At 39.0% G+C, this 21,015-nt stretch carries 18 protein-coding genes; 6 read left to right on the top strand and 12 right to left on the bottom strand.

The window, feature by feature from the left end; translation table 11 throughout:
- Positions 1-171: 171 nt before the first annotated feature.
- From tnpA to EJN84_RS11100, 9 genes are all read right to left on the bottom strand, one after another.
- The gene (gene tnpA / locus EJN84_RS11145) at positions 172-633 is read right to left on the bottom strand and encodes an IS200/IS605 family transposase (RefSeq protein WP_129595495.1); all 462 of its coding nucleotides are present in this window, start codon (positions 631-633) and stop codon (positions 172-174) included.
- Positions 634-3,165, bottom strand: coding sequence for a DEAD/DEAH box helicase family protein (locus tag EJN84_RS11140; RefSeq protein ID WP_238944011.1), 2,532 nt, complete (start codon positions 3,163-3,165; stop codon positions 634-636).
- A 196-nt stretch (positions 3,166-3,361) separates the two neighbouring features.
- Positions 3,362-4,207, bottom strand: a complete 846-nt coding sequence (locus EJN84_RS11135) for an agmatine deiminase family protein (protein ID WP_129595493.1) — start codon at positions 4,205-4,207, stop codon at positions 3,362-3,364.
- Positions 4,194-4,937 carry a uracil-DNA glycosylase family protein gene (locus EJN84_RS11130; protein ID WP_129595492.1) on the bottom strand — a complete coding sequence of 248 codons (744 nt, stop codon included), beginning with the start codon at positions 4,935-4,937 and terminating at the stop codon, positions 4,194-4,196. The genes EJN84_RS11135 and EJN84_RS11130 overlap by 14 nt, the downstream gene beginning before the upstream one ends.
- Positions 4,897-6,015, bottom strand: a complete 1,119-nt coding sequence (locus EJN84_RS11125) for a protein kinase family protein (RefSeq protein ID WP_129595491.1) — start codon at positions 6,013-6,015, stop codon at positions 4,897-4,899. The genes EJN84_RS11130 and EJN84_RS11125 overlap by 41 nt, the downstream gene beginning before the upstream one ends.
- A gap of 429 nt (positions 6,016-6,444) precedes the next feature.
- Positions 6,445-7,728 (bottom strand): MBL fold metallo-hydrolase RNA specificity domain-containing protein, encoded by a 1,284-nt coding sequence (locus EJN84_RS11120; RefSeq protein ID WP_129595490.1) that lies wholly within the window; start codon positions 7,726-7,728, stop codon positions 6,445-6,447.
- A complete protein-coding gene (locus tag EJN84_RS11115) occupies positions 7,725-8,561 on the bottom strand; it encodes a hypothetical protein (protein ID WP_129595489.1) in 837 nt (278 codons plus the stop codon). Before EJN84_RS11115 ends, EJN84_RS11120 begins: the two co-directional genes overlap by 4 nt.
- A 187-nt stretch (positions 8,562-8,748) precedes the next feature.
- Entirely contained in the window at positions 8,749-9,936 is a 1,188-nt protein-coding gene (locus EJN84_RS11110) for a hypothetical protein (RefSeq protein ID WP_129595488.1), read from the bottom strand.
- A 305-nt stretch (positions 9,937-10,241) separates the two neighbouring features.
- Entirely contained in the window at positions 10,242-11,156 is a 915-nt protein-coding gene (locus EJN84_RS11100; RefSeq protein WP_129595486.1) for a helix-turn-helix domain-containing protein, read from the bottom strand.
- 564 nt (positions 11,157-11,720) lie between these two features.
- Between EJN84_RS11100 and EJN84_RS11095 the strand changes: the two genes are divergently transcribed.
- The 6 genes from EJN84_RS11095 (at position 11,721) to EJN84_RS11070 (ending at position 17,594) form a co-directional block, all read left to right on the top strand.
- A complete protein-coding gene (locus EJN84_RS11095; RefSeq protein ID WP_129595485.1) occupies positions 11,721-13,367 on the top strand; it encodes a carboxylesterase/lipase family protein in 1,647 nt (548 codons plus the stop codon).
- A gap of 167 nt (positions 13,368-13,534) precedes the next feature.
- A complete protein-coding gene (locus tag EJN84_RS11090) occupies positions 13,535-14,254 on the top strand; it encodes a carboxymuconolactone decarboxylase family protein (RefSeq protein ID WP_129595484.1) in 720 nt (239 codons plus the stop codon).
- Positions 14,255-14,261: 7 nt separating this feature from the next.
- Positions 14,262-15,341 carry an alpha/beta hydrolase gene (locus tag EJN84_RS11085; RefSeq protein ID WP_129595483.1) on the top strand — a complete coding sequence of 360 codons (1,080 nt, stop codon included), beginning with the start codon at positions 14,262-14,264 and terminating at the stop codon, positions 15,339-15,341.
- A gap of 39 nt (positions 15,342-15,380) precedes the next feature.
- Positions 15,381-16,442: an alpha/beta hydrolase gene (locus EJN84_RS11080; protein ID WP_129595482.1), complete on the top strand. Its 1,062-nt coding sequence runs from the start codon at positions 15,381-15,383 to the stop codon at positions 16,440-16,442.
- Between the two features lie 176 nt (positions 16,443-16,618).
- On the top strand, positions 16,619-17,140 hold the full coding sequence (locus EJN84_RS11075) for a cupin domain-containing protein (protein WP_238944010.1): 522 nt from the start codon (positions 16,619-16,621) through the stop codon (positions 17,138-17,140).
- 1 nt (position 17,141) lies between these two features.
- A complete protein-coding gene (locus EJN84_RS11070; protein WP_129595481.1) occupies positions 17,142-17,594 on the top strand; it encodes a nuclear transport factor 2 family protein in 453 nt (150 codons plus the stop codon).
- Between the two features lie 1,054 nt (positions 17,595-18,648).
- Here the strand turns inward: EJN84_RS11070 and tatC are convergent.
- The 3 genes from tatC to EJN84_RS11055 all read right to left on the bottom strand — a co-directional run bounded on the left by tatC (position 18,649) and on the right by EJN84_RS11055 (position 20,952).
- Complete coding sequence (tatC, locus tag EJN84_RS11065; RefSeq protein WP_129595480.1) at positions 18,649-19,479, bottom strand: twin-arginine translocase subunit TatC; 831 nt, start codon at positions 19,477-19,479, stop codon at positions 18,649-18,651.
- 131 nt (positions 19,480-19,610) lie between these two features.
- The gene (locus EJN84_RS11060; RefSeq protein ID WP_101487751.1) at positions 19,611-19,811 is read right to left on the bottom strand and encodes a Sec-independent protein translocase subunit TatA/TatB; all 201 of its coding nucleotides are present in this window, start codon (positions 19,809-19,811) and stop codon (positions 19,611-19,613) included.
- A 109-nt stretch (positions 19,812-19,920) separates the two neighbouring features.
- On the bottom strand, positions 19,921-20,952 hold the full coding sequence (locus tag EJN84_RS11055; protein ID WP_317125865.1) for an endonuclease/exonuclease/phosphatase family protein: 1,032 nt from the start codon (positions 20,950-20,952) through the stop codon (positions 19,921-19,923).
- Positions 20,953-21,015: the final 63 nt, after the last annotated feature.

The raw sequence follows: 21,015 nt of genomic DNA, 5'->3' as shown, positions 1-21,015 counted from the left end.
TACGAAAAGGTCATCCCTACGGGACTTTTGCTTTTGTTCGTTTTATTTTCTACCAAAAGGTTGTCCCTACGAGGGACAATATTCATTTCACAAGCTCCATAGGAGCATACATATGGTAGAAAATTGATTCACACAACCATTTTTCTAAGCCCCATTGGGGCGACCTTTTCTTTAATCATAAAAATCAAATACATATTCGTCTTTAAATTCAATTTTAAATTTAATCAACATATCCAGATATTCTTCCTTAAACGTTTTCCCTTTATGGTGTTTTTCCTGATTCATAATGTATTGAATGACATTATTACGTTGAGAACGTGAATATGAAAATGCTCCATATCCCTCTTGCCACTGAAACTTTCCCTTGACGAAACGATTATCATTAATCCATTTGGAAGAAACAGCTTTTAAATCTCGCATCAAATCAGAAACCCTCAAATTCGGAGGTAATTCAAAAAAAACATGGACGTGGTCTCTCCAGCCACCAACAGCTAAAGGAAAAGCATTCTCATTTCTTAAAATTCCCGACATATATTTATGCAAGTTGTCACGAAACCTATCAGTTATCATATTTTCTCTGCCTTTAACGGCAAAAACGCAATGAATGTTGATTTGTGAGTAGGTATTTGCCATCTATGGAACAAATTTATTTAGTGATACATTATCTTTTATGTACTCAGGTATCGCAAAACGCAACTCTGGCGGTAGTTTTCTGAATACATCACCATTTGGATTGGTGTTTAATAATGCATATTTTTTATTCTCGATTATATCTCTGAACTCAGAGTCTGTAATGTAACTTTTAAAATAATCCTTTGCGAACGTGAAATATTCTTCGGGTGGTAAATAACGACTGTCAAACTTTTCAAATTCATCGTCAAGGAGTTCGTCCTTAGATTTAAAATAAGGAATAAAACCAAAGATTTTTTCAATGATTTCCCTTAATGATAAACGCCTGTCAATTTTTATAGCATTCCGTAGTTTGCTTATATTGTAATACTCCTCCGGTTTATCAAAAATTTGACTGATAATGTATTGTTCTATTGCATCAAAATCCTTTTGCTGAACTAATTCTTTGATTTTGTCATCCTCTTTTACTTTATCTTCAAATTTTTCAAAATACATTCGGTCAATCTTCATTCCCTCAACTCCAATTTCATTGACTGTAAAGGTTTTTAAGGGGTCGTGTTTTGTGCTATCGTATTCATCAACAACATAACCACCTCCACCACCGCCTTCGGTAGAAGTTCCTTTTGGAGGTAACTTTAAAACTTCATCGTAATTGAATTTTTCCTCAAAAAACTCGCAGTTTGCAAAGAAGTCAAAAAGTTTAAATCTTGATTTTTGCAGGTTTTCTTTAGGTATATTGTCGATTAAACTTTTATCCTTCAAAACCTCTTTATTCGCAAAATTGTATTTTCTTGTTCCTCTACCTTTGATTTGAATAAAGTCGGTTGGAGAGAAAATTGGTCGCATCAAACAAACATTCAAAATATCAGGGCAATCATATCCTGTTGTCATCATTCCGACTGTAACACATACACGGGTTTTGCTTGTTTGGTATAAATCATGAAAATTACCCTTACCTCCTAAACGATTGTTGGTAAAGTTAATCGTTAATTGCTGTGCATCGGGAATCCATGAGGTAACCTGCATGGCAAAATCAGATTGATATTTGCCTGGAAACATCTTATCGGCAAATTCATTGAGAATTTGAGTGATTTTAGCAGCATGGTTTTGGCTTACACAGAATACGATTGATTTACCAATTTCGCCTGATATGGGGTCTCTATATGCGTTTTCTAAAAATGTTTTACAAAAAATGCGGTTTGTGTTTTCAGAAAACAGTTTCTTTTCAAAATCACGTTGCGAAAAAGTGGTTGAAGTTTCTTCGCCTTCATCGTCTGTTATTTCTACCGTGTAACCTTCATCACTTAAAAGCTGTGTGGTTATTTCCGTTCTTGCATCTACAACGCAAGGATTAACCAAATAACCATCTTTTACACCATGTAAAAGGCTGTATTGAAAGGTTGGCTTTCCATCTTCGCAACCAAAGGTTGTGTAAGTGTCTAAAAGCATTCTCCTTTCTAATTCTCTTGGGTCTTTTTCGCTTAACGCACCCGCATTAATCTTTTTTAAATAGTCCTTTGGTGTAGCTGTCAAACCTAACTTGTAGCCAATGAAATATTCAAAAACAGCTCTGCTGTTTCCACCGATACTTCTATGTGCTTCATCCGAAATCACAAGGTCAAAATCAGTAGGAGTAAAAATTCTTTTGTATTTGTTTTTGAAAAGAAATGATTGCACTGTCGAAACAACAATTTCTGCTTGTCGCCAATCATCCCTATTTTCTTTGTAAATACTGCATTTATAATCAGTTCTTAAATATTCTTTAAATGCTTTATCTGCCTGGTCCTCCAATTCCAAACGGTCAACCAAAAACAAAACTCTTCTTGCGTTTCCAGTTCGTAAAAACAATTTTATAACTGCTGCTGAAGTTAAAGTTTTACCAGTGCCGGTTGCCATTTCAAATAAGAAACGGTCTTTGCCTGCTTTTACTTCTTCCTGTATCCGTTCAATAGCCCTAACCTGATACTTACGCAAAAACCTTAATTTATTTTCTTCAATAAAAGCTGAGCGTTGTGATTCGTCAATATATCTCGGGTCGCTTGCGTAATCTGGTTTTTGAGTTTTTACAATGTAATCTTCTTTTACAGTTTCATTTATTAACGCTTCGGCATTTGGCTTAAATTCCGTATATCCGATTACAGTTTCTGGTTTAGGAAATGTTGCAATAATATTCGGATTACCTCTCTGTAAATCCCAGAAATAATGCAAATTTCCATTTGAAAGAATTACGAATCTACAGTTTTGAGATTGCGCATACTTTCTGGCTTGTTCCTTAGCAAAAAGCGGGTTAATTTCCTCTTTCTTTGCTTCTAAAACAATGAAAGGGAAACCTTTGTCATCAAGTAACAGATAGTCAATGAAGCCATTTTTCGTTTTTTCAAAATCCTCACCGAATTCATCTAATTCAGTTTGAGTTAGTTTTGTTTTATTCTCAAGTACAATATTGGCTCTGCCTTCTTCGGAGTCAAAGAAATGCCATCCTGCTTCTTCAAGCAGTTTATTGATTTTTATTCTTGCTTTAGCTTCTTTTGACATCGCAATGCTGTTCTATTTTATAATCGCAAAGTTAGTCATAAATTTTCAATGCCAATTATTCAAATAAGTCGCTGTCTTTCAGTGGTGCGTAGGTAAAATGAAGGCTCTTTTGGCAGCGTAGTGGTCGCCCGTGTGTCGGGGCAGCCAAATGTGTTGTTTTGTGCGTGGACTGTTCATTTTATCGTTTTTTTCTTTTTCAGTCTTTTATCGTCCATGTCGTACAGTTCAACAGACCACCATGAAGTCCGATTTCATTATAGTTTATCGTCTCAATTTTTCTGTCTGGGAAAATCTGTCTGAACCTATCATAAACTTCTTGGTCTTTGTTTTTCTCTGTTTCAAATATTGGTAGCACAATCAAGTCTTGAACTTCCAAGTAATTCACGTAGCAACCAATTGCATGGTAAGGATATTTTTTCTCCTTATGTTCAAGAAAAGGGATGTCGATATAGTCAATCCCTTTTTCTTTCAGGATTTTGTTGATTCCGTTCTTCCAATATTTAAACTCCTGTTCACGGACATTCCCAAGCACTGTGTTTCTGTCAACAAATCGAACCATTCCGTCTGCATGACCTGTCATATCAGATTTTATTTGTGGAATTACGATAATCTCAACTTCAAGAAGTTTTTCAATTTCAGCTATTAGTTTGTTTTTGTTTGAGTATTCCGGGTTCTCGTCAAAAACTCGGTCTGAAATAATTGCTCTGTCTGACCAATTCACAACATTGCCACCGTCAAGATTAATTTTGGAAAAAATTGGATCAATGTTGTTGGCCTTACAAACTTCTTTTGGGTCTGATTGAAGTTCCAATTCGTCCTTTAAATAGGAAGGTTCATAACGGAATTGAACAAATTTTCCCTTTTCAATCTGAATAGGCATGTAGTCTCTGCACCAAATGTCTTTTGTGGCTTTTAAAAAACCATACTTAATAGAATGCTTTTCAAGAAGTTCATTTATAGCGTTGCAGGTCTTTGTAAACCGCTCGTCAGACAGCAGCCTTTCAGAAAAATAAACCGTATTTGTTTCTTTACCTGTTACCATTCAATAGAAAATTTGTCCATTCGGTTTGTTTGTCTTCTCGGTAAAATCGAGCCGGTGTGGTTAGAGCCTGGAAAGCAATGCCTTTGTTTTCACAATGCTTTTGAATTTCCGATAACTTTGTTTTCATGTTCGGTATATTAGAGAAGGTTTTTCGTGTAAAGCAAACCCTTTTCAAGTTTGGAAGAGTGTCAATTAGCGTGATGATGTTTTTCCATCGAGTTACTTTGTTGTCGATGTAGCCGTCATAGTAATTGGCTTCTTGACCTTCTTCAACTTGAATTTCTTCAATCAGGTCGGTAAAGTCAATTCTATGTTCCTTGATAAAATCTAACTTTTCCTGTTTGGAAGCGCCTTTTAAGTCTGTCTTGCCAAAGGCTGTCGGTAGAAGTCTCCACAAATAGTTTCTGCTTCTTCCATAGAAAAATTCAGCGTCATTGTCCGCTGTTTCAGGATTAAATGTTCCAATTATCAGGGTTTCTGTCTTTGGACTTATTTGGTGGTCTAAAAATCTATGTTGAACTGTAATCATGTCGTTTTTTTTTAAATGCACTATAACGTTTGACAATATGAAACGGTTGGGTTTTCGGAGTGCGTTCGTATCCACCGTTGCAGAAAGTTGAAGCGAACCAAGCGCCCGCAAACCACTGAATCCCAACTGTTTTATATTGTGTGTTGGGTGCTGTTGCTTTTTAAAATGGTAAATCATCTTTATAATCAGTAAATCTTTCAACTGAATCAAGTCTTTGCCATAAATTATTTAATATTATTTTCTTTTTGTCAACAGATACAGACTTTATTAATTTTATAAAATCCTTTAATACATATATTGGAAATTCTACACGTTTAAAGTATTTGTAGCTTCCATTAACAAAACACCTTGCTATTAAATTTGGATTCTGAATATAATCTTCAAGCATTGAGTTTCTGTGAATTTCTTCTAAGTCAGCAATGATTTTTTCTAAATCAGAATTATATCCAGTACTATTTTCAATTTCACTGAATATTGAAGTCAATGAACTTGCAAATCTTTTATAAGTTTCTTTGTCCTCGTATGAAAAATCTAATTCTATATTTTCTTCAGAAAGAATGTTTCTTTCAATCAGCGAAAAACTGGAAATACGTTCATTAAAATCCGTTTTTATCATTTCCGATAAAACTCCTTTATAAGTAAAATTATCAATTTTGTTTTCTTTAAGTATCTCTTCAAACAATTTTCCTATAAAGTATATCTCAGTTCTAAAATCATAAAATTTGTTCTCAAAGTCTTTTGGAGGTTCGAATTGCCAATTAAGTGATATACTTTTATCAAAATCATCCTCAAACTTTAATCGTTTTCCAAAACCAAAGTCAATAATTTTTACAACTCCATTGGATGAAACCAATATATTATCGGGTCGAATGTCTCTATGTAATATCTGATTCTGCTCCAAATAATTGAATCCATCAATGGTCTGTTCAAATAAATTATTAATCAAATGCGGATTATTCTCCGCAAATGTTTTTATATTCTGACCATCAATAAATTCCATTAATATATACCCAGTTTTTTGTTCTGGATAGAGGTAATAATTAAAAACCCTGACAATGTTTTTATGATATATTTTATGAAGTATTTTTATTTCATCGACAAAATTTTTAAAAAATAAATCTTTATGTTCTTCATAGTATGGAGAGTACTTTTTACAAACAAAAGTTTCATCAATTATCTCATCTTTCAAGAGGATTGTTTTTCCTGTTCCTCCTTGACCTATTTCATCAAGGTAAATAAAATCTTTTGTTCGTATAAATTCTATAATTTTTTTATCCATCTATGCGATTTTATTTATGTTGTAGGGCTCTTCTGCAATTGCACTCAACGTCTTATTTACGCAACAAATATAAAACATTCTTAAATACAAAATATCAGACCTGCGTAAATTATTTTACTCATATTCTGAATACTTGCGGATAAAAGACCATATAAGCAGTTCTTATCGGTTTGCAAATGTGTTGTTTTGAGGGTTGGCTGTTCATTTTATCGTTTTTTTTCTGTCTTTATGTAGCAAATTGTTCGCTGTGTCGTTTTTTACACTTGCCGATAACGGCTGAGTGTATATGCAGTTAGGGACTGCAAGCTACTATCCTGCCCACCTACACCGAATTTTGAGCGGGTCAGAATGCTTGAATTACTACTAAAACCCTTATTGCATATAGCCTTTGTTAGCCGTTCGCTCTTTTTTATCATAATTAATCCGTTTTTATTTTACATCAAATACATCTCCATCATGAAGAGGAATAATTGTAGTTTGTTCGTGAAATAATTCTTGAAATTTTTCAGGTGCTTCTGTGTGAATAGGTATAATGCCGCATTTGGGTTTAACTGTTTCAAAAACTGTCTTTAGTGTTCCCAAATCAGCATGCCCACTTGTGTGCATATACTCAATTTTATAAGGCTTCAAAAAATTATATAACGATTCATTAAAAGCAGGTTTCTTACTATCCAAATATCCATCCCACATTGAATAAAATACTTTTGAATCCTTTGATTTAGCATATTCAGTGATAAGAGGTTGAAATGAATCATTTGAGCGTATAAGCATACAAAACCCATTTTTTTCTAAATACGATTTTAATTTACCATCGAAAGAAAATGGATTTTGTCCTTGACGTTTTAAATTAAAGAAACGACCAGCAGGGCTTGTTGTTTGGTTGAAATCTATATCGTAAAATTTAGTGTATTGCTTATGATTTTCGGAGACTATTTTTAAAATTTCTGTCTGATAACTGTCACATACAAAACAGCGTTTTGCATTTTTTGAAGCATGGTATAATGCAAATATTCTGTCAATATTAGTAGAAGAAACTAAAACAAAGTTGTATTTATTTTTGCTAAATTGCAATTCAAAATCTTTTTGTAATTCTTGCTCCGTTTGGATTGCCGCATTTGGACGTTGAATATTTGAACCTTCCGAAATTATGTAATCAATGTTTTTTGCATATCTTTTTAGCGTTGGAATAAGTCCCTTACTTCTAAATCCGTGTCCACGAAAATCGCCCGTGTGAAGTATTCGTTTGTTATCAGCTTCGACAATAAACATATACGCATCAAAAGCGGAATGGTCAATAAATAATGGCGTAACGGTAATTTCTCCGATATTTATTTTTTGTAATTGTTCAAAAGTTTTAATTTCCTTAATACGTTCAACAATTCTTTTATGTTTTTCTGCCTCGTTTGGGTCTGGAATATATGATAATCTGCTTTCGAGACAATTAAAAATTTCGCGTGCAGTTTTTCCAGCATATATTGGTAAATCAACAACAGTATCGCAAATTTTTCCTATATGGTCACCGTGATAGTGAGTTATGAATAATGCGCTTTTTGAAACATCACCACAAGTTAATCCATCTATCGGTTTCAATTCTTTAATCTCCGTTCCCGGCAACTGCTCGCCAAAATCAATAAAAATCTTATAGCCGCCACTTTCAATTTCGGTTATGCATCCTCCAATTTGGTCTATGCCTCGATGAATGACTATTTTCATTTTATTATTTTGTAATCAATATTATGATTATTTAAAAGTTTCTCTATATCTAGAATCCTTTCTCTTCTGCCAAGAGTGTCTTTGGTGTATGTGTTTGCAATTATTAGTTTGGGAATTTTATTCAGAGTAAGTTTTGGGCAAACGATTTTCGTCAACCCTAAATTATTTTTAATCTCAATGAGTTTTTTATAATAATCCAATAATTCCATCTCATACTTATTGATAAACAAATGATATTTCCGCATTTGCTCAATAATCTCAGGCGTTTTAGGATTCCTTATTGGATCATTCCTTAAACGACTGTCTGAAATTCCTTTTAATTCAATAAAAGACAAAACACCTCCTGACAATTCAATCAAATCTATTCTTAATTTGCCAATTTCTGGATCTTGATTGAACTGGAACTCTGAGTCGATATAATTTGAGTTTCGCTTTATCATTTTCCCTTGAATCCATTTTTCAGCCGGATTCTCATCATTGATATGTCGTAAATAATCACTCATGATGTGATTTTTAATATCTGCAATGTTTGTTTCGTTTAGATTTGTTAAATCAATTTGGTCATATTTAAATATACCCGTTCCCTTTTTTGTTTTTCCACGAGATTTATCATCGCCCAAATATTTCTGATGAGTTTTAGCCACAAAACCATTAGCATAATCAATTTTAGCAACTAAACCTCCGTAATAATAAACATTGATATAGTTGTCTTTGCGAATTTCTATATACAGCTCATTATCTTCACGTAACAGTGTCCACCATTTGAGTTGTTGAGTTTTTAATTCTTCAAAGATTTTCGCTTTTGGATTAAGTGTTAAAAAAGTTCCTTTCATTTTTTTGTCATAATTATTTGATGTTCCGCTGTCTTTTTACAATGACCGCCAACTGGCGGCGTGTATGGAACGTGGCAGGTTGCGTAAGGTGTCATTGTCGGCACGACAAAGATAGTCGGAGCGGGCTGAGACGTTTCGGGCACGCAACCGCCCTGCCATGTTTTATACCCATTGTTATGTGCCGATTTTATTCATTTTCTTCAAGTTTGTTTATCTTATCAAGTGTTTTTGAGATTAATTCAATCCATTTATCCTGAACTTTCATATACTCAGTTACATTCAAATAGTGTCCGTTTCTTTTAACACACCAATTCCATTCTTTATATGTGTTGTCAAATTTTCCATCAACTATTTTTGCAAGTTCTTTCAGATAGTCAACTCCGATTTGTTTATCTCCTAACTCTTCCGTTTTGTTTACAATACCATAAAACCAAATTTCTCCATTTTCTTGTATTGAAGCAAAATTAAACATATCGTTAGGCGATTTGAGATTTAAAGACAGTCGTTTGCCACGTCCAAGTTTTGGTAAAATATTGAACTCTGAGTTTAAAGTACGGATAAACTTTTGGAAAGTATCAGTTTCTTCTTTACCGATAGCGTTTTGCAGTCTCTCAAAAAAAACTTTCTCGGAAACAGTTTTACTTTCTGTTTTTTCTTGTTCTTCAGGTTCTGTGTCGGACAGGTTTTTGTCGGCGAACTTATAAACTATTCGTTCAATTTCCTTAGTTTTTGCCAGTATTCGTGGGGTAACAATCAATTCATTATTTATCGGATTTTTATAGACGGGAAGCTCAATTAGCGCAAGAGTGAAGTTTAAATTTCCATTTCTGTGAATATAGTTTGCAAGTTCTTCCATATTCCCACGAATACCATCTCCAATTATTGTAAGAAGAAATCGCCCTTTACTTAAATTACTTTGTAAACTGTCAATAAAATTGGTTTCCTCTGTGTCTGGATAAAATTCCTGAACTATCTCAAAAAGAGTCTTTCCATTATCTTTCCGAGCTTTTAGGCATTCTTTCTCAAATTTTGTATAATTCCATTTTGACAGGTCTTTGGCATAATCAAGAATTTGACCAATAACTTTTCTTCTTGCTTCGGGATTTCTCCATAATTTACATTCTCCAATTGTGATAAAACCGTATTCGTTTACATAGACCAAATCAATTGAACCAGATTCTGTGTTAAGTTCTCTGCAAATCGGTATCATTCCTCCAAAAGTTGGTTCCAGTTCTTCAACTGGCAATAGGTTGGGACAGTGAAAACAAATATTTTGAATCCAGTCTTCATTATAAAGATTTGAATCCAGTGATACTTTTTCAAGTGTGAGAATTGCTTTATCTTTAATAATTACCGGTGAAGTATGTTGTTTCATTGTCGCTTTTTTTAATTGGCCCCAACATTTTATTTACGCAACAAATATAAAACATTCTTAAATACAAAATATCAAACCTGCGTAAATTATGTTATTCATATTCTGAATACGTGCGGATAAAAGACCAGATTAGCAGTTCCTATCAGCGTATGATGGTAGCCTCTATCGATAAATTTTACAACTCGGTAGTAGCCATTGAAGGGAGATGTTTCGTCAATCCTCAAATGTATGCCCATACTTTCTGAAAACAAAAGCCATTTGTCGGCACGATCTCCTTGTTTCCACTGAGGGTAATTACTCAAATGTTAAGGTAAACTAACAATGTCAATTCTTTTCTTATACTCTCTCGGAGAAGTACCGGTCGTTTTTTTAAACATCCGGCTGAAATGTTGCGGATATTTAAACCCCAATTCATAAGCAATCTCGTTGATAGTCTTATCACTATCGAAAAGTTTGTCTTTGGCAACGTCAATGATTTTGGCTTGGATGTATTCCTGGGCCGATTTTCCGGTTTCTTTTCGGATTAAATCTCCAAAATAATTTGCGGATAAGTTAAGTTCGTCAGCGCAGTAAGCCACAGACGGCAACCCTATCTCCGTAGGATTATTCGAAGAAAAATAACTGTTCAACAAGTTTTCGAACTTTTCCAAAATACCTTTATTGACATTCTCTCGGGTTATGAATTGACGGTCATAAAAACGTTCGCAGTAATTCAGGAAAAGCTCGATGCCGGAAGCAATCAACTTTTTGCTATGCTTGTCCACCGGATGTTGCAGTTCGTCATTTATTTTGGAAAACAAATCCAACACCAGATGCCGTTCCTCTGCCGACAAGTGTAACGCTTCGTTAGTGTTGTAGTTGAAAAAGGTGTAATCGTTCATTCGTTCGGCAAGCGAAGTGCCACGTATCAGGTCGGGATGAAAAACCAGTGCATGTCCCATAGGCTGGTAGAAGTCCGTTTTGTTTTCAACGTCTATAAACTGTCCGGGGGCAATAAAGACCAATGTCCCTTCCTGATAGTCGTAATAATGGCGTCCGTATTTCAAATCGCCACAAACAACATCTTTCAGAAAAACGCAGTAAATCCCGAAAATCATCTTGTTCCCTGTCCGTTCTTTTGCTTTCGAGAAATCGATCACACTCACTAACGGATGTAGCGTTTTGTGATTGTTAAAATCATTATACTCGCTAATTGTATCAAAATGGAGAACATTTTTCATTGCCGTCGTAATTTGTTAGTGCAAATTTAAGGTTTTATCTGAAATAGTGTGGGTAATCAACATTGAGATTGCTTCATGAATTTCGGATGGCGCACTCATTTCAGATTCTCCCTTCTTTCATTCCTTCCCCATTACACATGATCATTTATCCATTTCTCCATTATTTTCTCGACCTCATCTCATCATCGGGGCACCCGATCTGCGCAGCGAGCGTGCCTTCAGGCAAAAGACAAGCTGTTTGAGCCGCCGCAAGGCGGCGAGTTATTTGTCTTTTAGCGAACAAGCAGCTATCGGGTCGATGAGGAGATGCAGTCTTGATCTTTTTTGCATACTTTTTTGCATCAAGGCAAAAAAGCATGTGGGGTTTGGGGCAAAGCCCCAAAAATCAATGAACCATGTGTTTAGCAAAAAAGCTATTAGCTAAACCTGTAAGAATTGGGTACTTTTATGTGATAATCAGTAATATTGGTAGAACAAACAGGAATATATATACAATTATGATATACTAAAGCCCGAAATTTGTAATTGATAAAAAGCATATGCAATAAAATAATAGATAAGAGTATGAAAAAGGTACTTGTCGTTCTTATAATTATCATCGGAAGTTCCCTGCAAGCGCAAAATCCTGGAATAGGGGATGCTGCGTCTCCCTCTGTTCGAATTTCATCCGGCATTGTAAGAGGGATTGCACAAGACGGTGTTGCCGTTTTCAAAGGCATACCCTATGCTGCTCCGCCGGTGGGCGAATATCGGTGGCGGCCGCCACAGCCCGTGATCCCCTGGGAAGGAATACGGGATGCTCTGGCGTTTGGACCAGACTGCGCACAAGGTGGATGGGGTACTGCTCCCGGTACTATTCGGGAAGGCTCATCAGAAGATTGTCTCTACCTTAATTTATGGATTCCGGCGGGAGCCAGGCCGAAAAACAAACTGCCTGTGATGGTCTGGATTCACGGTGGCGCTTTTGTGGGAGGCAGTGGTGCAAGCGCTGCCACTTCGGGTGAAGCCTTTGCGAAACAAGGCGTCATCTTGATGACCTTCAACTACAGACTCGGACGTCTCGGACACTTTGCTTTTCCTGCTTTATCCGCGGAGCATCCCGATGAACCGAAGGGAAGTTATGCTTTTATGGACATGATCGCTGCTCTTCAGTGGGTACAGGATAATATCGCTGCTTTTGGAGGCGACCCAAACAATGTAACCATTTTTGGCCAATCGGCCGGAGGCGTTGCTGTACACTCCCTACTTACAATCCCACAAGCGAAAGGACTTTTCCACAAGGCAATCAGTCATTCCGGCGGAGGCAGGGACGGTGTGCTTACCGGCAGGCCGATGAACAAGGAAAATGCTGATCCGTTTTATCCCGTTTCGGCCGAAACCATCGGTATCAATTTTGCACGCAGGCACGGAATCGACGGTACCGACGCAAACGCACTCGCAAAACTCCGTTCGCTAAGTGTGGAGGAGATCGTGGATGGCGGTCAGGAAAGTGATGGTGAGGGAGGCCCTCGAACTTATTCCGGTCCTATTCTCGACGGCAAGCTTGTCGTTGAAACGGCTGAGAGTGCCTACAAAGCCGGCAGGCAGCTAAACGTTCCACTCATCATCGGCAGTTGCAGCGCCGAAATCGGCGGAAGCTTTGTTAATTTCGCCGGTACAAAGGAAGAACTGTTTTCTCTTTTCGGTGAACTGGAAGATGACGCAAAAGCAGCCTATGACCCTGAAGGAAACAAAGAGTTCGACGAGGTGCAAACATTGTTTAATACCGACTGGGTATGGGCTGAACCTGCCCGATTTGCGGCAAGGTTTTTTGCCGCCGGTGATATGCCGGCTTATATCTTCCATTATGGTTATGTCCCCGCCAACATGCGCGAGCGGATGCGTTATGGCGCTGGTCACGGAGCAGAAATTCCCTATGTATTTAACAACCTCAACAGTCGCCGAGGTGCTGATAAAACCACAAAGGCAGATGAAGAAGTAGCCCGTATCCTGAACACCTATTGGGCTAATTTTGCCAAAACAGGGAATCCCAATGGGGCAGGATTGCCGGTATGGCCCAATTACGGTACTGCAAAGGAAGAAATCTTAGATATCCAACCTGATGGGAATATTGTTGGCAAACCCGATACCAGAAAAGCGAGGCTGGATGTGATTGAAAAGGCGTCGTCCGGCTCGAACAGGGTCCGTATTCAATCACGGGGTGGAATTTAATCACGATGATCCATCCGGCAAAATCAGGCCGACGGCGAAGGTGAGAGCAATAGATTATTACAAATGAAGTAGAGGGGAAAATTAATTTTCGAAATATGGAATGGGTTCTTAATTGTTTTTTGTCTCAAATAAGTTTGCAAGTCCAGAAGACGAACATATATAAAAAAATGAAGAAAATAAGTTTATCCGTAGCAATAATCATGCTGTTACTGGGGATATCCGGTAAGATAAATGCACAAGACAAAATGTTGGACGAGAAACAAAGAAAGATAATCACCATTTCCGCACTTACGGCAAAAGGTGATTTGGAGAGGTTGAAACCGGAACTGAATGCCGGACTTGATGCCGGTCTTACTGTCAACCAGATAAAGGAAGTATTGGTGCACCTTTACGCTTATTGCGGATTTCCACGCAGTATCCGTGGACTGCAAACTTTCATGGAGGTGCTGGACGAGAGAAAAGCCAACGGTATTGCCGATGAATTGGGCGCGGATGCCTCTCCCATAAACGATGACGAAAACAAGTATGAAAGGGGCAAGAAGATTTTAGGAGAACTCACCCAAACCCCCCAACCCGAAACGCTTTCGGGATATTCGGTTTTTGCACCGATCATAGACACGTTCCTGAAAGAACACCTGTTCGCAGATATTTTTGAAAGGGATGTACTTACCTATGCCGAAAGAGAACTGGTAACCGTTTCGGTAATCAGTTCGATTGGCAATGCGGAGCCGATGCTTCGTTCACATCTGGCCATTTGCCTGAACGTAGGCCTCACCCCGCAACAATTAAGTGAATTTGTAGATGTCGTTCAATCGACCATAGGCGAAAAAGAGGGCAAATCTGCCCGGTTGGCATTGGAGGATGTTCTTGAAAACAGGAAACAATAGAAGAAAGATGAGAAAATTATTAGTTGTTTTTGCACTATTATCAATAGTCATAAGCATGGATGCCCAGACAGCAAGGAAACAAAAGCCTTTGGTGATCGAAACGCAAGGCAGCTTTGCAGTGGGTGGCACAAAGATTTCCGAACCCGGAAACTTTGATTTGGCCAACCCGTTGAAGCCCGACGGGCAGACCTTTCACGGAGATCATGCTTATGTGTTTTATCAGGTTCCGGTAAAGGCCCGGAAGCTACCCCTGATTTTCCTGCATGGAGCAGGACAGTCGAAGAAAACGTGGGAGACAACTCCCGACGGACGGGAGGGTTTCCAGAATATCTTTCTGAGGAGAGGGTTCGGGGTTTATTTGCTCGACCAGCCTAGACGTGGCGAAGCGGGTAAAAGCTCCGTACAAGCCACCATTACGCCTACCCCCGATGAACAGTTCTGGTTTACGCAATTCAGGATAGGTAACTATCCCGATTATTTTCCCGGTGTCCGGTTCCCGAAAGACGAGGCTTCGTTGGAACAGTTTTTTAGGCAGATGACCCCTAACACGGGTAATTTTGATGCCAATGTCGTTGCCGACGCCATTTCGCAGCTATTCGACAAGGTGGGCGATGGCATTCTGGTTACCCATTCGCAGGGAGGCGGCCCGGGTTGGCTTACCGCAATAAAAAATGATAAAGTCAGAGCCGTAGTGGCTTATGAGCCGTACAGCGGCTTTGTATTTCCCGAAGGTGAACTGCCCCAACCGATAGAATCGTCCGGCCTTTTTGGCGCACTGAAGGGAGTGGAAATACCGCTGGCCGATTTTATCAGGTTGACGAAAATTCCCATCATCATATACTACGGGGACAACATTGCAATGGAACCGACAACCGTGTGGAACAAAGACCATTGGCGCGCGGGATTGGAAATGGCAAGGATCTGGGCGGCTACTATCAATAAGCACGGAGGCGATGCCACAGTGGTGCACCTGCCGGAAATAGGAATCAAAGGCAATACGCATTTTCCGTTCTCCGACTTGAACAATATTGAAATTGCAGACCAATTATCGAAATGGTTAAAAGAAAAAGGATTGGATAAACATTAAAAACGAAACAGTATGTATCAAAAATTAAATTTTAAAGGGATGAAGAAAATAACGTCAATAATCGCATTAGCCACATCAATGGCAGCTATAGATGCGGTAAACGCACAGTCCGTTCAGAATGAACGTCAGCAAAACCCTTATGGCCTCGTGTACGATGGCGCAATAACCCGGAATGAAAAAGGGAAAGTGAATATCCATCCGGTTACGTATAAACTGAATGGATTAGATATAGCAGCCAACGTCTATACCCCTGCCGACTATGACCCATCCAAAAAATATCCGGCAATTGCAGTTGCACACCCCAATGGAGGAGTAAAAGAGCAGGTAGCGGGTTTATACGCCCAACATTTGGCAGAGAATGGTTTTATCGCAATTGCTGCAGATGCAGCCTATCAGGGTGCAAGTGGTGGACTGCCCCGTCATGTGGACAAACCTCAAAACCGTGTTGAGGATATACGCGGGATGGCAGATTACATTTCCCGATATGAGGGGGTCGATCCGGACAGACTGGGAGTACTTGGTATCTGCGGTGGGGGTGGCTATACGTTGAAAGCCGCCCAATCGGATAAACGGTTCAAAGCCGTCGCAACTTTAAGTATGTTCAATTCCGGAGAAGTAAGGCGTAATGGCTTTCAGAAATCACAATTGAATACCATTCAGGAACGCCTGGAACAAGCTACCAAAGCACGTGCGCAGGAAGCTGCCGGAGGTGAGATAATTTATGCGGGTGTAGCAAGCATAACCGATGAGGAGATCGCTAAAACAGCAACAGACCTGTATCGTGAGGGATATGTGTACTATTACAGGACACACGCACATCCAAATTCAACATTCCTTTATACGATGAGCAGTTTACTCGACTTGATGACTTGGGATGCCACCACGAACATGGATATGATCAATCAACCTCTTTTGATGATGGCAGGAAGCAAGGCCGATACCAAGTATATGACGGATGAAGCGTTTGCCAAAGCGATAAATGCCAAAAATAAGGAACTGTTCCTGATTGACGGGGCTACCCATATACAAACTTATTGGAAGCCCGAATATGTATCACAAGCAGTAAAGAAGCTGGTTAGCTTTTTTCAAACTAATCTCTAATGAAGAAACGTTCTGAAACGAGCATGATAACCGTTCTCACACAAGAGCATGATTAAATGCGAGTTCCATACGATACATTTGAACTTTTTCGGAAAGTGAATACGGAATCAGAACTTGTTTTGACGCTGTCGAACGTAGAAAAAGACGAATGAGTTTTAAAAAATAATTTTAATCGTATGAATAGATTAAAAGTGATTTTTTCGGCATGCCTTGTAGTTATTATGACGGCATGCAGCAACAAGTCCGATAATACTGAAAGTACTATGGGGCGTAATAATGATGTCTGCTTAAATGCGATTTTTCCTAAAGGAGAAAAAATCGGCAACAACAACTTCGAGGGAGTTGCCTACCTGCAATGGTTGATGAACGATACCGAAAACTTCGACTGTACACTTGGTAACGTAACATTTGAACCCGGATGCCGGAACAGTTGGCATTCGCACCCCGGCGGGCAAATCCTGATTGTCATAGCAGGAGAGGGATATTATCAGGAAAGGGGCATCCCTATCCGGTTAATCAAAAAAGGAGATATTATCCCGATCAAACCCGATGTGGTCCATTGGCACGGTGCAACACCCGACAGCCCGATGGAGCACCTCGCCATAGGAACCCGCAGCAATATGGGGCCTGCAGTGTGGTACGAACCGGTTAGTGATGAGGATTATTACATTATTACAGCTACAACAAATAATTATTGATATGAAAACTATTATCGTCGTCCTTACCTTTGTCATGGCAAGCATTCAGTCAATAAATGCCTGGCAGCAGACAACATTTGACGAACAAACGAAACAGGAACTTATCAACCTTTCCAAACAAAAATGGCAATGGATGGCTGATAAGGATGTAGAATCGCTCAATGAACTCTTTCACGAAAATGCCATGTTCGTACACATGGGCGGAACGATGAACAAGGAGCAGGAACTCAATACTATCAGGAGCGGTGGTATTCACTACAAGTATGCCGATATACAGGAGACATCCGTTCAATTTGTTGGCACGACAGCCATCATTCTCGATAAGATCAGGCTAACAGCCATTGTTGGAGGGAATGAGGTGGTCAATCCTTTCGTGGTTACAGAGGTGTATGTGCTGATAGACGGCAAGTGGAAATTGGGCTCACTTTCGTTTACGCGGTTACTTGAACGGTAGAAGGTTTTTCGGTGGTCGAAAATAGAGCCATAGTTTTTTCTATTCTATGGCTCTATGAATATATAAGTGTTTATTTCACTCTAAAAAGATACCCTGCCACCAAGCAGGGGCGGGGTTAGGATATTTTTCCATCCGTGAATTTACCGGCTCAATCTAAATGAATAGAACAAAAATTCGTAATTGGTAACTTGCAAATCCTTGTGAAAATCCGGCTTTTCAAGCCGAAAACATTCTGAAAAACGATGTGTCGCCTTCCTTCGACAATAAGGCTGCCTTTGCCTGAAAGGCAATAACCTTCATAACCGCAGGTCACCGACCTGCGGACAAAGACGTCCCTACCATTGCTGCCTGAAAGGCAGAACCACTACAGTTACACAGATGAATATCCATGCCGGCGAAAAAGAACAAACAAAACGAAAATTCGTAATTTATAATTCCCATTTCTAACTTCTTTACTTCTTTCTTAAATTCTTAATTGTCAATTCTCAATTATCCCTTATTTCTCTACTTCCCATTTCTCTATTTCTTGTTAATTCTCAATTCTCCATTACATCTTAACAGTCCCCTTAAGATAAGGGGTCAAGCACTGCCGCCAGGCAGTGCAGGGGTTATGATATTCCTCTACTTCCGACTTCTTCACTTCTTAAATTCTCAATTCTTAATTATACATTATCCATTATACATTCTCAATTGATTTACGTTCTTCCCATCTCCTTAACTTTATTTAATTGTTTGGTCTCTCAATCATACTTTCGTCGTATTTGCGTCGTATTTGCGTCGTACTTCGCTCTTGTTTCGTCCGCACAAACTTTAGAAGGCGTGTTTTTCATTTAAAAGCTGATAAACAGCAGGTTACATGGAATCTGGTACCCTCGGTTAAAAAGTTGTCAAATATTAAAAACTGATAACGAATATTTCCCGTTTTTGTTGGACTGATAGTGATATGTTGACTCAAATTTTCACCGGTGATCCGGCAAAAACGAAAAAAAGCAATCCGAATATGCGGATATATTCTGGAAAAACAGCCGATGGGATAATTTGCACGAAATAGATTTTATTCGGCAACAATAGGGAGATTTTCTTCATCAGATTCCTCTTCCGGAGGATCCTTTTTTACTACCAGTGCGCTCACTTCCCACAAAAAGTAAAGAGGCAGTGTGACAATAATCAGAGAAAACGGGTCGCCGGATGGTGTTATGAGGGCTGCTGCAACAAGCGAGCCAACCACGGCATGCTTGCGATATTTGCGGAAAAACGAACGATAAAGCAATCCCAGATTGGATAGCAGCCAACATACGAGTGGCAATTCAAACACTACGCCCATGATGAGAATGAGCATATAAAAATTATTCATGTACGAATCGAGCGAAATCGTATTGTGAATGGCTTCACTGAGTTCGAAGGTGATCAGAAATCGAAAGATAAGAGGAAATACCAGAAAATAACCTACAAGGCAGCCGATTACAAACATCACTCCACCAAACACAAACGCCGTTTTTACGCCTTTTGCCTCGTTTTCGTAGAGCGCTGGGCTGATAAATCGCCAAACTTCGTAAAGGATATAGGGGATGCTGAACAAAACGGCAAAAGCAAACGACGTGGAAATGTACGTCATAAACTGTGTCGTCATGTTGATATTCAACAAACTGATATTAAATGAGTCTGCCGAAAAGTCCGGAAGAAAAGGAATGTATTGACTTGCTTTTTCGAAAAAGCGGTAAGTGATGAAATCGGAAGAACGCGGTGCGAGAATAATCGAATCGAAAATGCGGGGCACAACAATAAATCCTACTAAGGAAAGAACGACAAGCGTAATGAGGATACGAATAATCGTCCACCGGAATTCTTCCAGATGATCCCAGAAGGACATTTCTTTTTCGGCCATTATCGTTACCCCTGTTAAAAATTATACTCGAAAAAGCGCAAAACACAGCCCTGTCATCTTTTTCGAGAAATATTATACACCTTTAGCGCCTCATCATTTTGATGAAGCGTTTAGTATTTGTTACTCATCTCCTAATTGTCTGCCGATTTTTTGTCGGCAGGATCGGCTTTAATATCTTCTTCGATGTCGTTTAACCCTTTTTTGAAGCTATTGATGCCTTTTCCAAGTCCTTTCATGAATTCGGGAATCTTTTTCCCCCCGAAAAGAATGAGTATAACGAGAACAATAATCGGTATTTCCCAGCCATTTAAGTTCATAAGCAGAGGATTCATAGGTTTGTTGATAATTCTGTTACTTTTTTATTATGTGCAAAAATAGCACTTATTCCGGTAGCCGGCAATAATTTTATGATAAAGTTTCAAAAAACTTTGTGAGTGGTTTTTACCGTATAACCAAATTCATATATATGGGTAGGTGATCGCTGAATCCTCCGATGTAGCGAGGCCCGATATTGGTTCTATAGGGGCGCTTGCCGCCATTTCGTTCGTCTCTTTCCAATAAGAAATCGGCATTGAATACGTGGGCGCAATTGTTTTTCACTTCGATAGATCCGTGATGTAACAAGTTACCGCTCACAATAAATTGATCGAGGATTTCCCATTTGCCTTGATATTTGTAGGTGCCAAATCCCTTTTCGTTGACGCGATGACGAAAAAGGTTATACAGCTTCATATCCTCAATTTCCTTTTTTATGGATTGGGCATTCAATGTTTGTGAAAGGCTTTTGTCGTCAGGGTGATCGTTGAAGTCGCCCATGATGACAATGTTTGCATTTCTGCGTACGTGGAAGAGGCTGTCGGTTTTGCGCTTCAGCAGAAATGCCGCATCAATACGCGACTGTTCTGTCGCAAGTTGCCCACCTCCGCGGGAAGGGAAATGGCAGACAAAAACATCGAGCGTATCTTTATTGACAAGTTGTCCGACAACGTGCAGAATGTTGCGTGAGGTTTTGTTTTTTTCGCGAAAAGGAATCCGATATTCGTTTTTGTGAATCAGCCTGAACCGGTCCCGTTGATAGAGTAGGGCGACATCGATTCCGCGCTCATCGGGTGAGTTTGTCGCGACGTATTCGTATTGTTGCGCACGCAAGGGCGATCGGCGGGTAAGGTCGAATATGACACTGTCGTTTTCTATTTCGCACAGTCCCACTAAAGCCGGCGATTGCATTTGCCCTACGGCTGTGATCACACGTGTGATGTTTTTCAGTTTTTCCCAATATTTCCACGTCTGCCATTTCATGGCGCCATCCGGCAAAAATTCTTCATCGGCATGATCGGCGTCGTTTTTTGTGTCAAACAAATTTTCTACGTTATAGAACATGATTCGAAAATCGTTTTGCGCAAGCGCTTTGTTTGCCGAGAATATCCCGTGGATAGTCAGCAGAGAGACGAACAACAGGTGTTTTATTTGCATTTCGGAATATCTTGATATGAAGAAAAGTATAAACGCGAAATGTTTATGTCACAATGGATTATA

Source organism: Seramator thermalis (assembly GCF_004138125.1).
Taxonomy (GTDB): domain Bacteria; phylum Bacteroidota; class Bacteroidia; order Bacteroidales; family Dysgonomonadaceae; genus Seramator; species Seramator thermalis.
Note: the sequence above shows the minus strand (reverse complement) of the source record. Positions and strands in the feature narration are given on the sequence as shown.

Bases quoted from the DNA above. Each gene is read 5' to 3' on its own strand.
- EJN84_RS11120 (WP_129595490.1), bottom strand. From the start codon at position 7,728: ATGAAAATAGTCATTCATCGAGGCATAGACCAAATTGGAGGATGCATA.
- EJN84_RS11060 (WP_101487751.1), bottom strand. From the start codon at position 19,811: ATGAATCCTCTGCTTATGAACTTAAATGGCTGGGAAATACCGATTATT.
- EJN84_RS11095 (WP_129595485.1), top strand. From the start codon at position 11,721: ATGAAAAAGGTACTTGTCGTTCTTATAATTATCATCGGAAGTTCCCTG.
- EJN84_RS11135 (WP_129595493.1), bottom strand. From the start codon at position 4,207: ATGGTAACAGGTAAAGAAACAAATACGGTTTATTTTTCTGAAAGGCTG.
- EJN84_RS11070 (WP_129595481.1), top strand. From the start codon at position 17,142: ATGAAAACTATTATCGTCGTCCTTACCTTTGTCATGGCAAGCATTCAG.
- EJN84_RS11080 (WP_129595482.1), top strand. From the start codon at position 15,381: ATGAAGAAAATAACGTCAATAATCGCATTAGCCACATCAATGGCAGCT.
- EJN84_RS11090 (WP_129595484.1), top strand. From the start codon at position 13,535: ATGAAGAAAATAAGTTTATCCGTAGCAATAATCATGCTGTTACTGGGG.
- EJN84_RS11075 (WP_238944010.1), top strand. From the start codon at position 16,619: ATGAATAGATTAAAAGTGATTTTTTCGGCATGCCTTGTAGTTATTATG.
- EJN84_RS11055 (WP_317125865.1), bottom strand. From the start codon at position 20,952: ATGCAAATAAAACACCTGTTGTTCGTCTCTCTGCTGACTATCCACGGG.
- EJN84_RS11140 (WP_238944011.1), bottom strand. From the start codon at position 3,165: ATGTCAAAAGAAGCTAAAGCAAGAATAAAAATCAATAAACTGCTTGAA.
- tatC (WP_129595480.1), bottom strand. From the start codon at position 19,479: ATGGCCGAAAAAGAAATGTCCTTCTGGGATCATCTGGAAGAATTCCGG.
- EJN84_RS11115 (WP_129595489.1), bottom strand. From the start codon at position 8,561: ATGAAAGGAACTTTTTTAACACTTAATCCAAAAGCGAAAATCTTTGAA.
- EJN84_RS11110 (WP_129595488.1), bottom strand. From the start codon at position 9,936: ATGAAACAACATACTTCACCGGTAATTATTAAAGATAAAGCAATTCTC.
- EJN84_RS11100 (WP_129595486.1), bottom strand. From the start codon at position 11,156: ATGAAAAATGTTCTCCATTTTGATACAATTAGCGAGTATAATGATTTT.
- EJN84_RS11125 (WP_129595491.1), bottom strand. From the start codon at position 6,015: ATGGATAAAAAAATTATAGAATTTATACGAACAAAAGATTTTATTTAC.
- tnpA (WP_129595495.1), bottom strand. From the start codon at position 633: ATGGCAAATACCTACTCACAAATCAACATTCATTGCGTTTTTGCCGTT.
- EJN84_RS11085 (WP_129595483.1), top strand. From the start codon at position 14,262: ATGAGAAAATTATTAGTTGTTTTTGCACTATTATCAATAGTCATAAGC.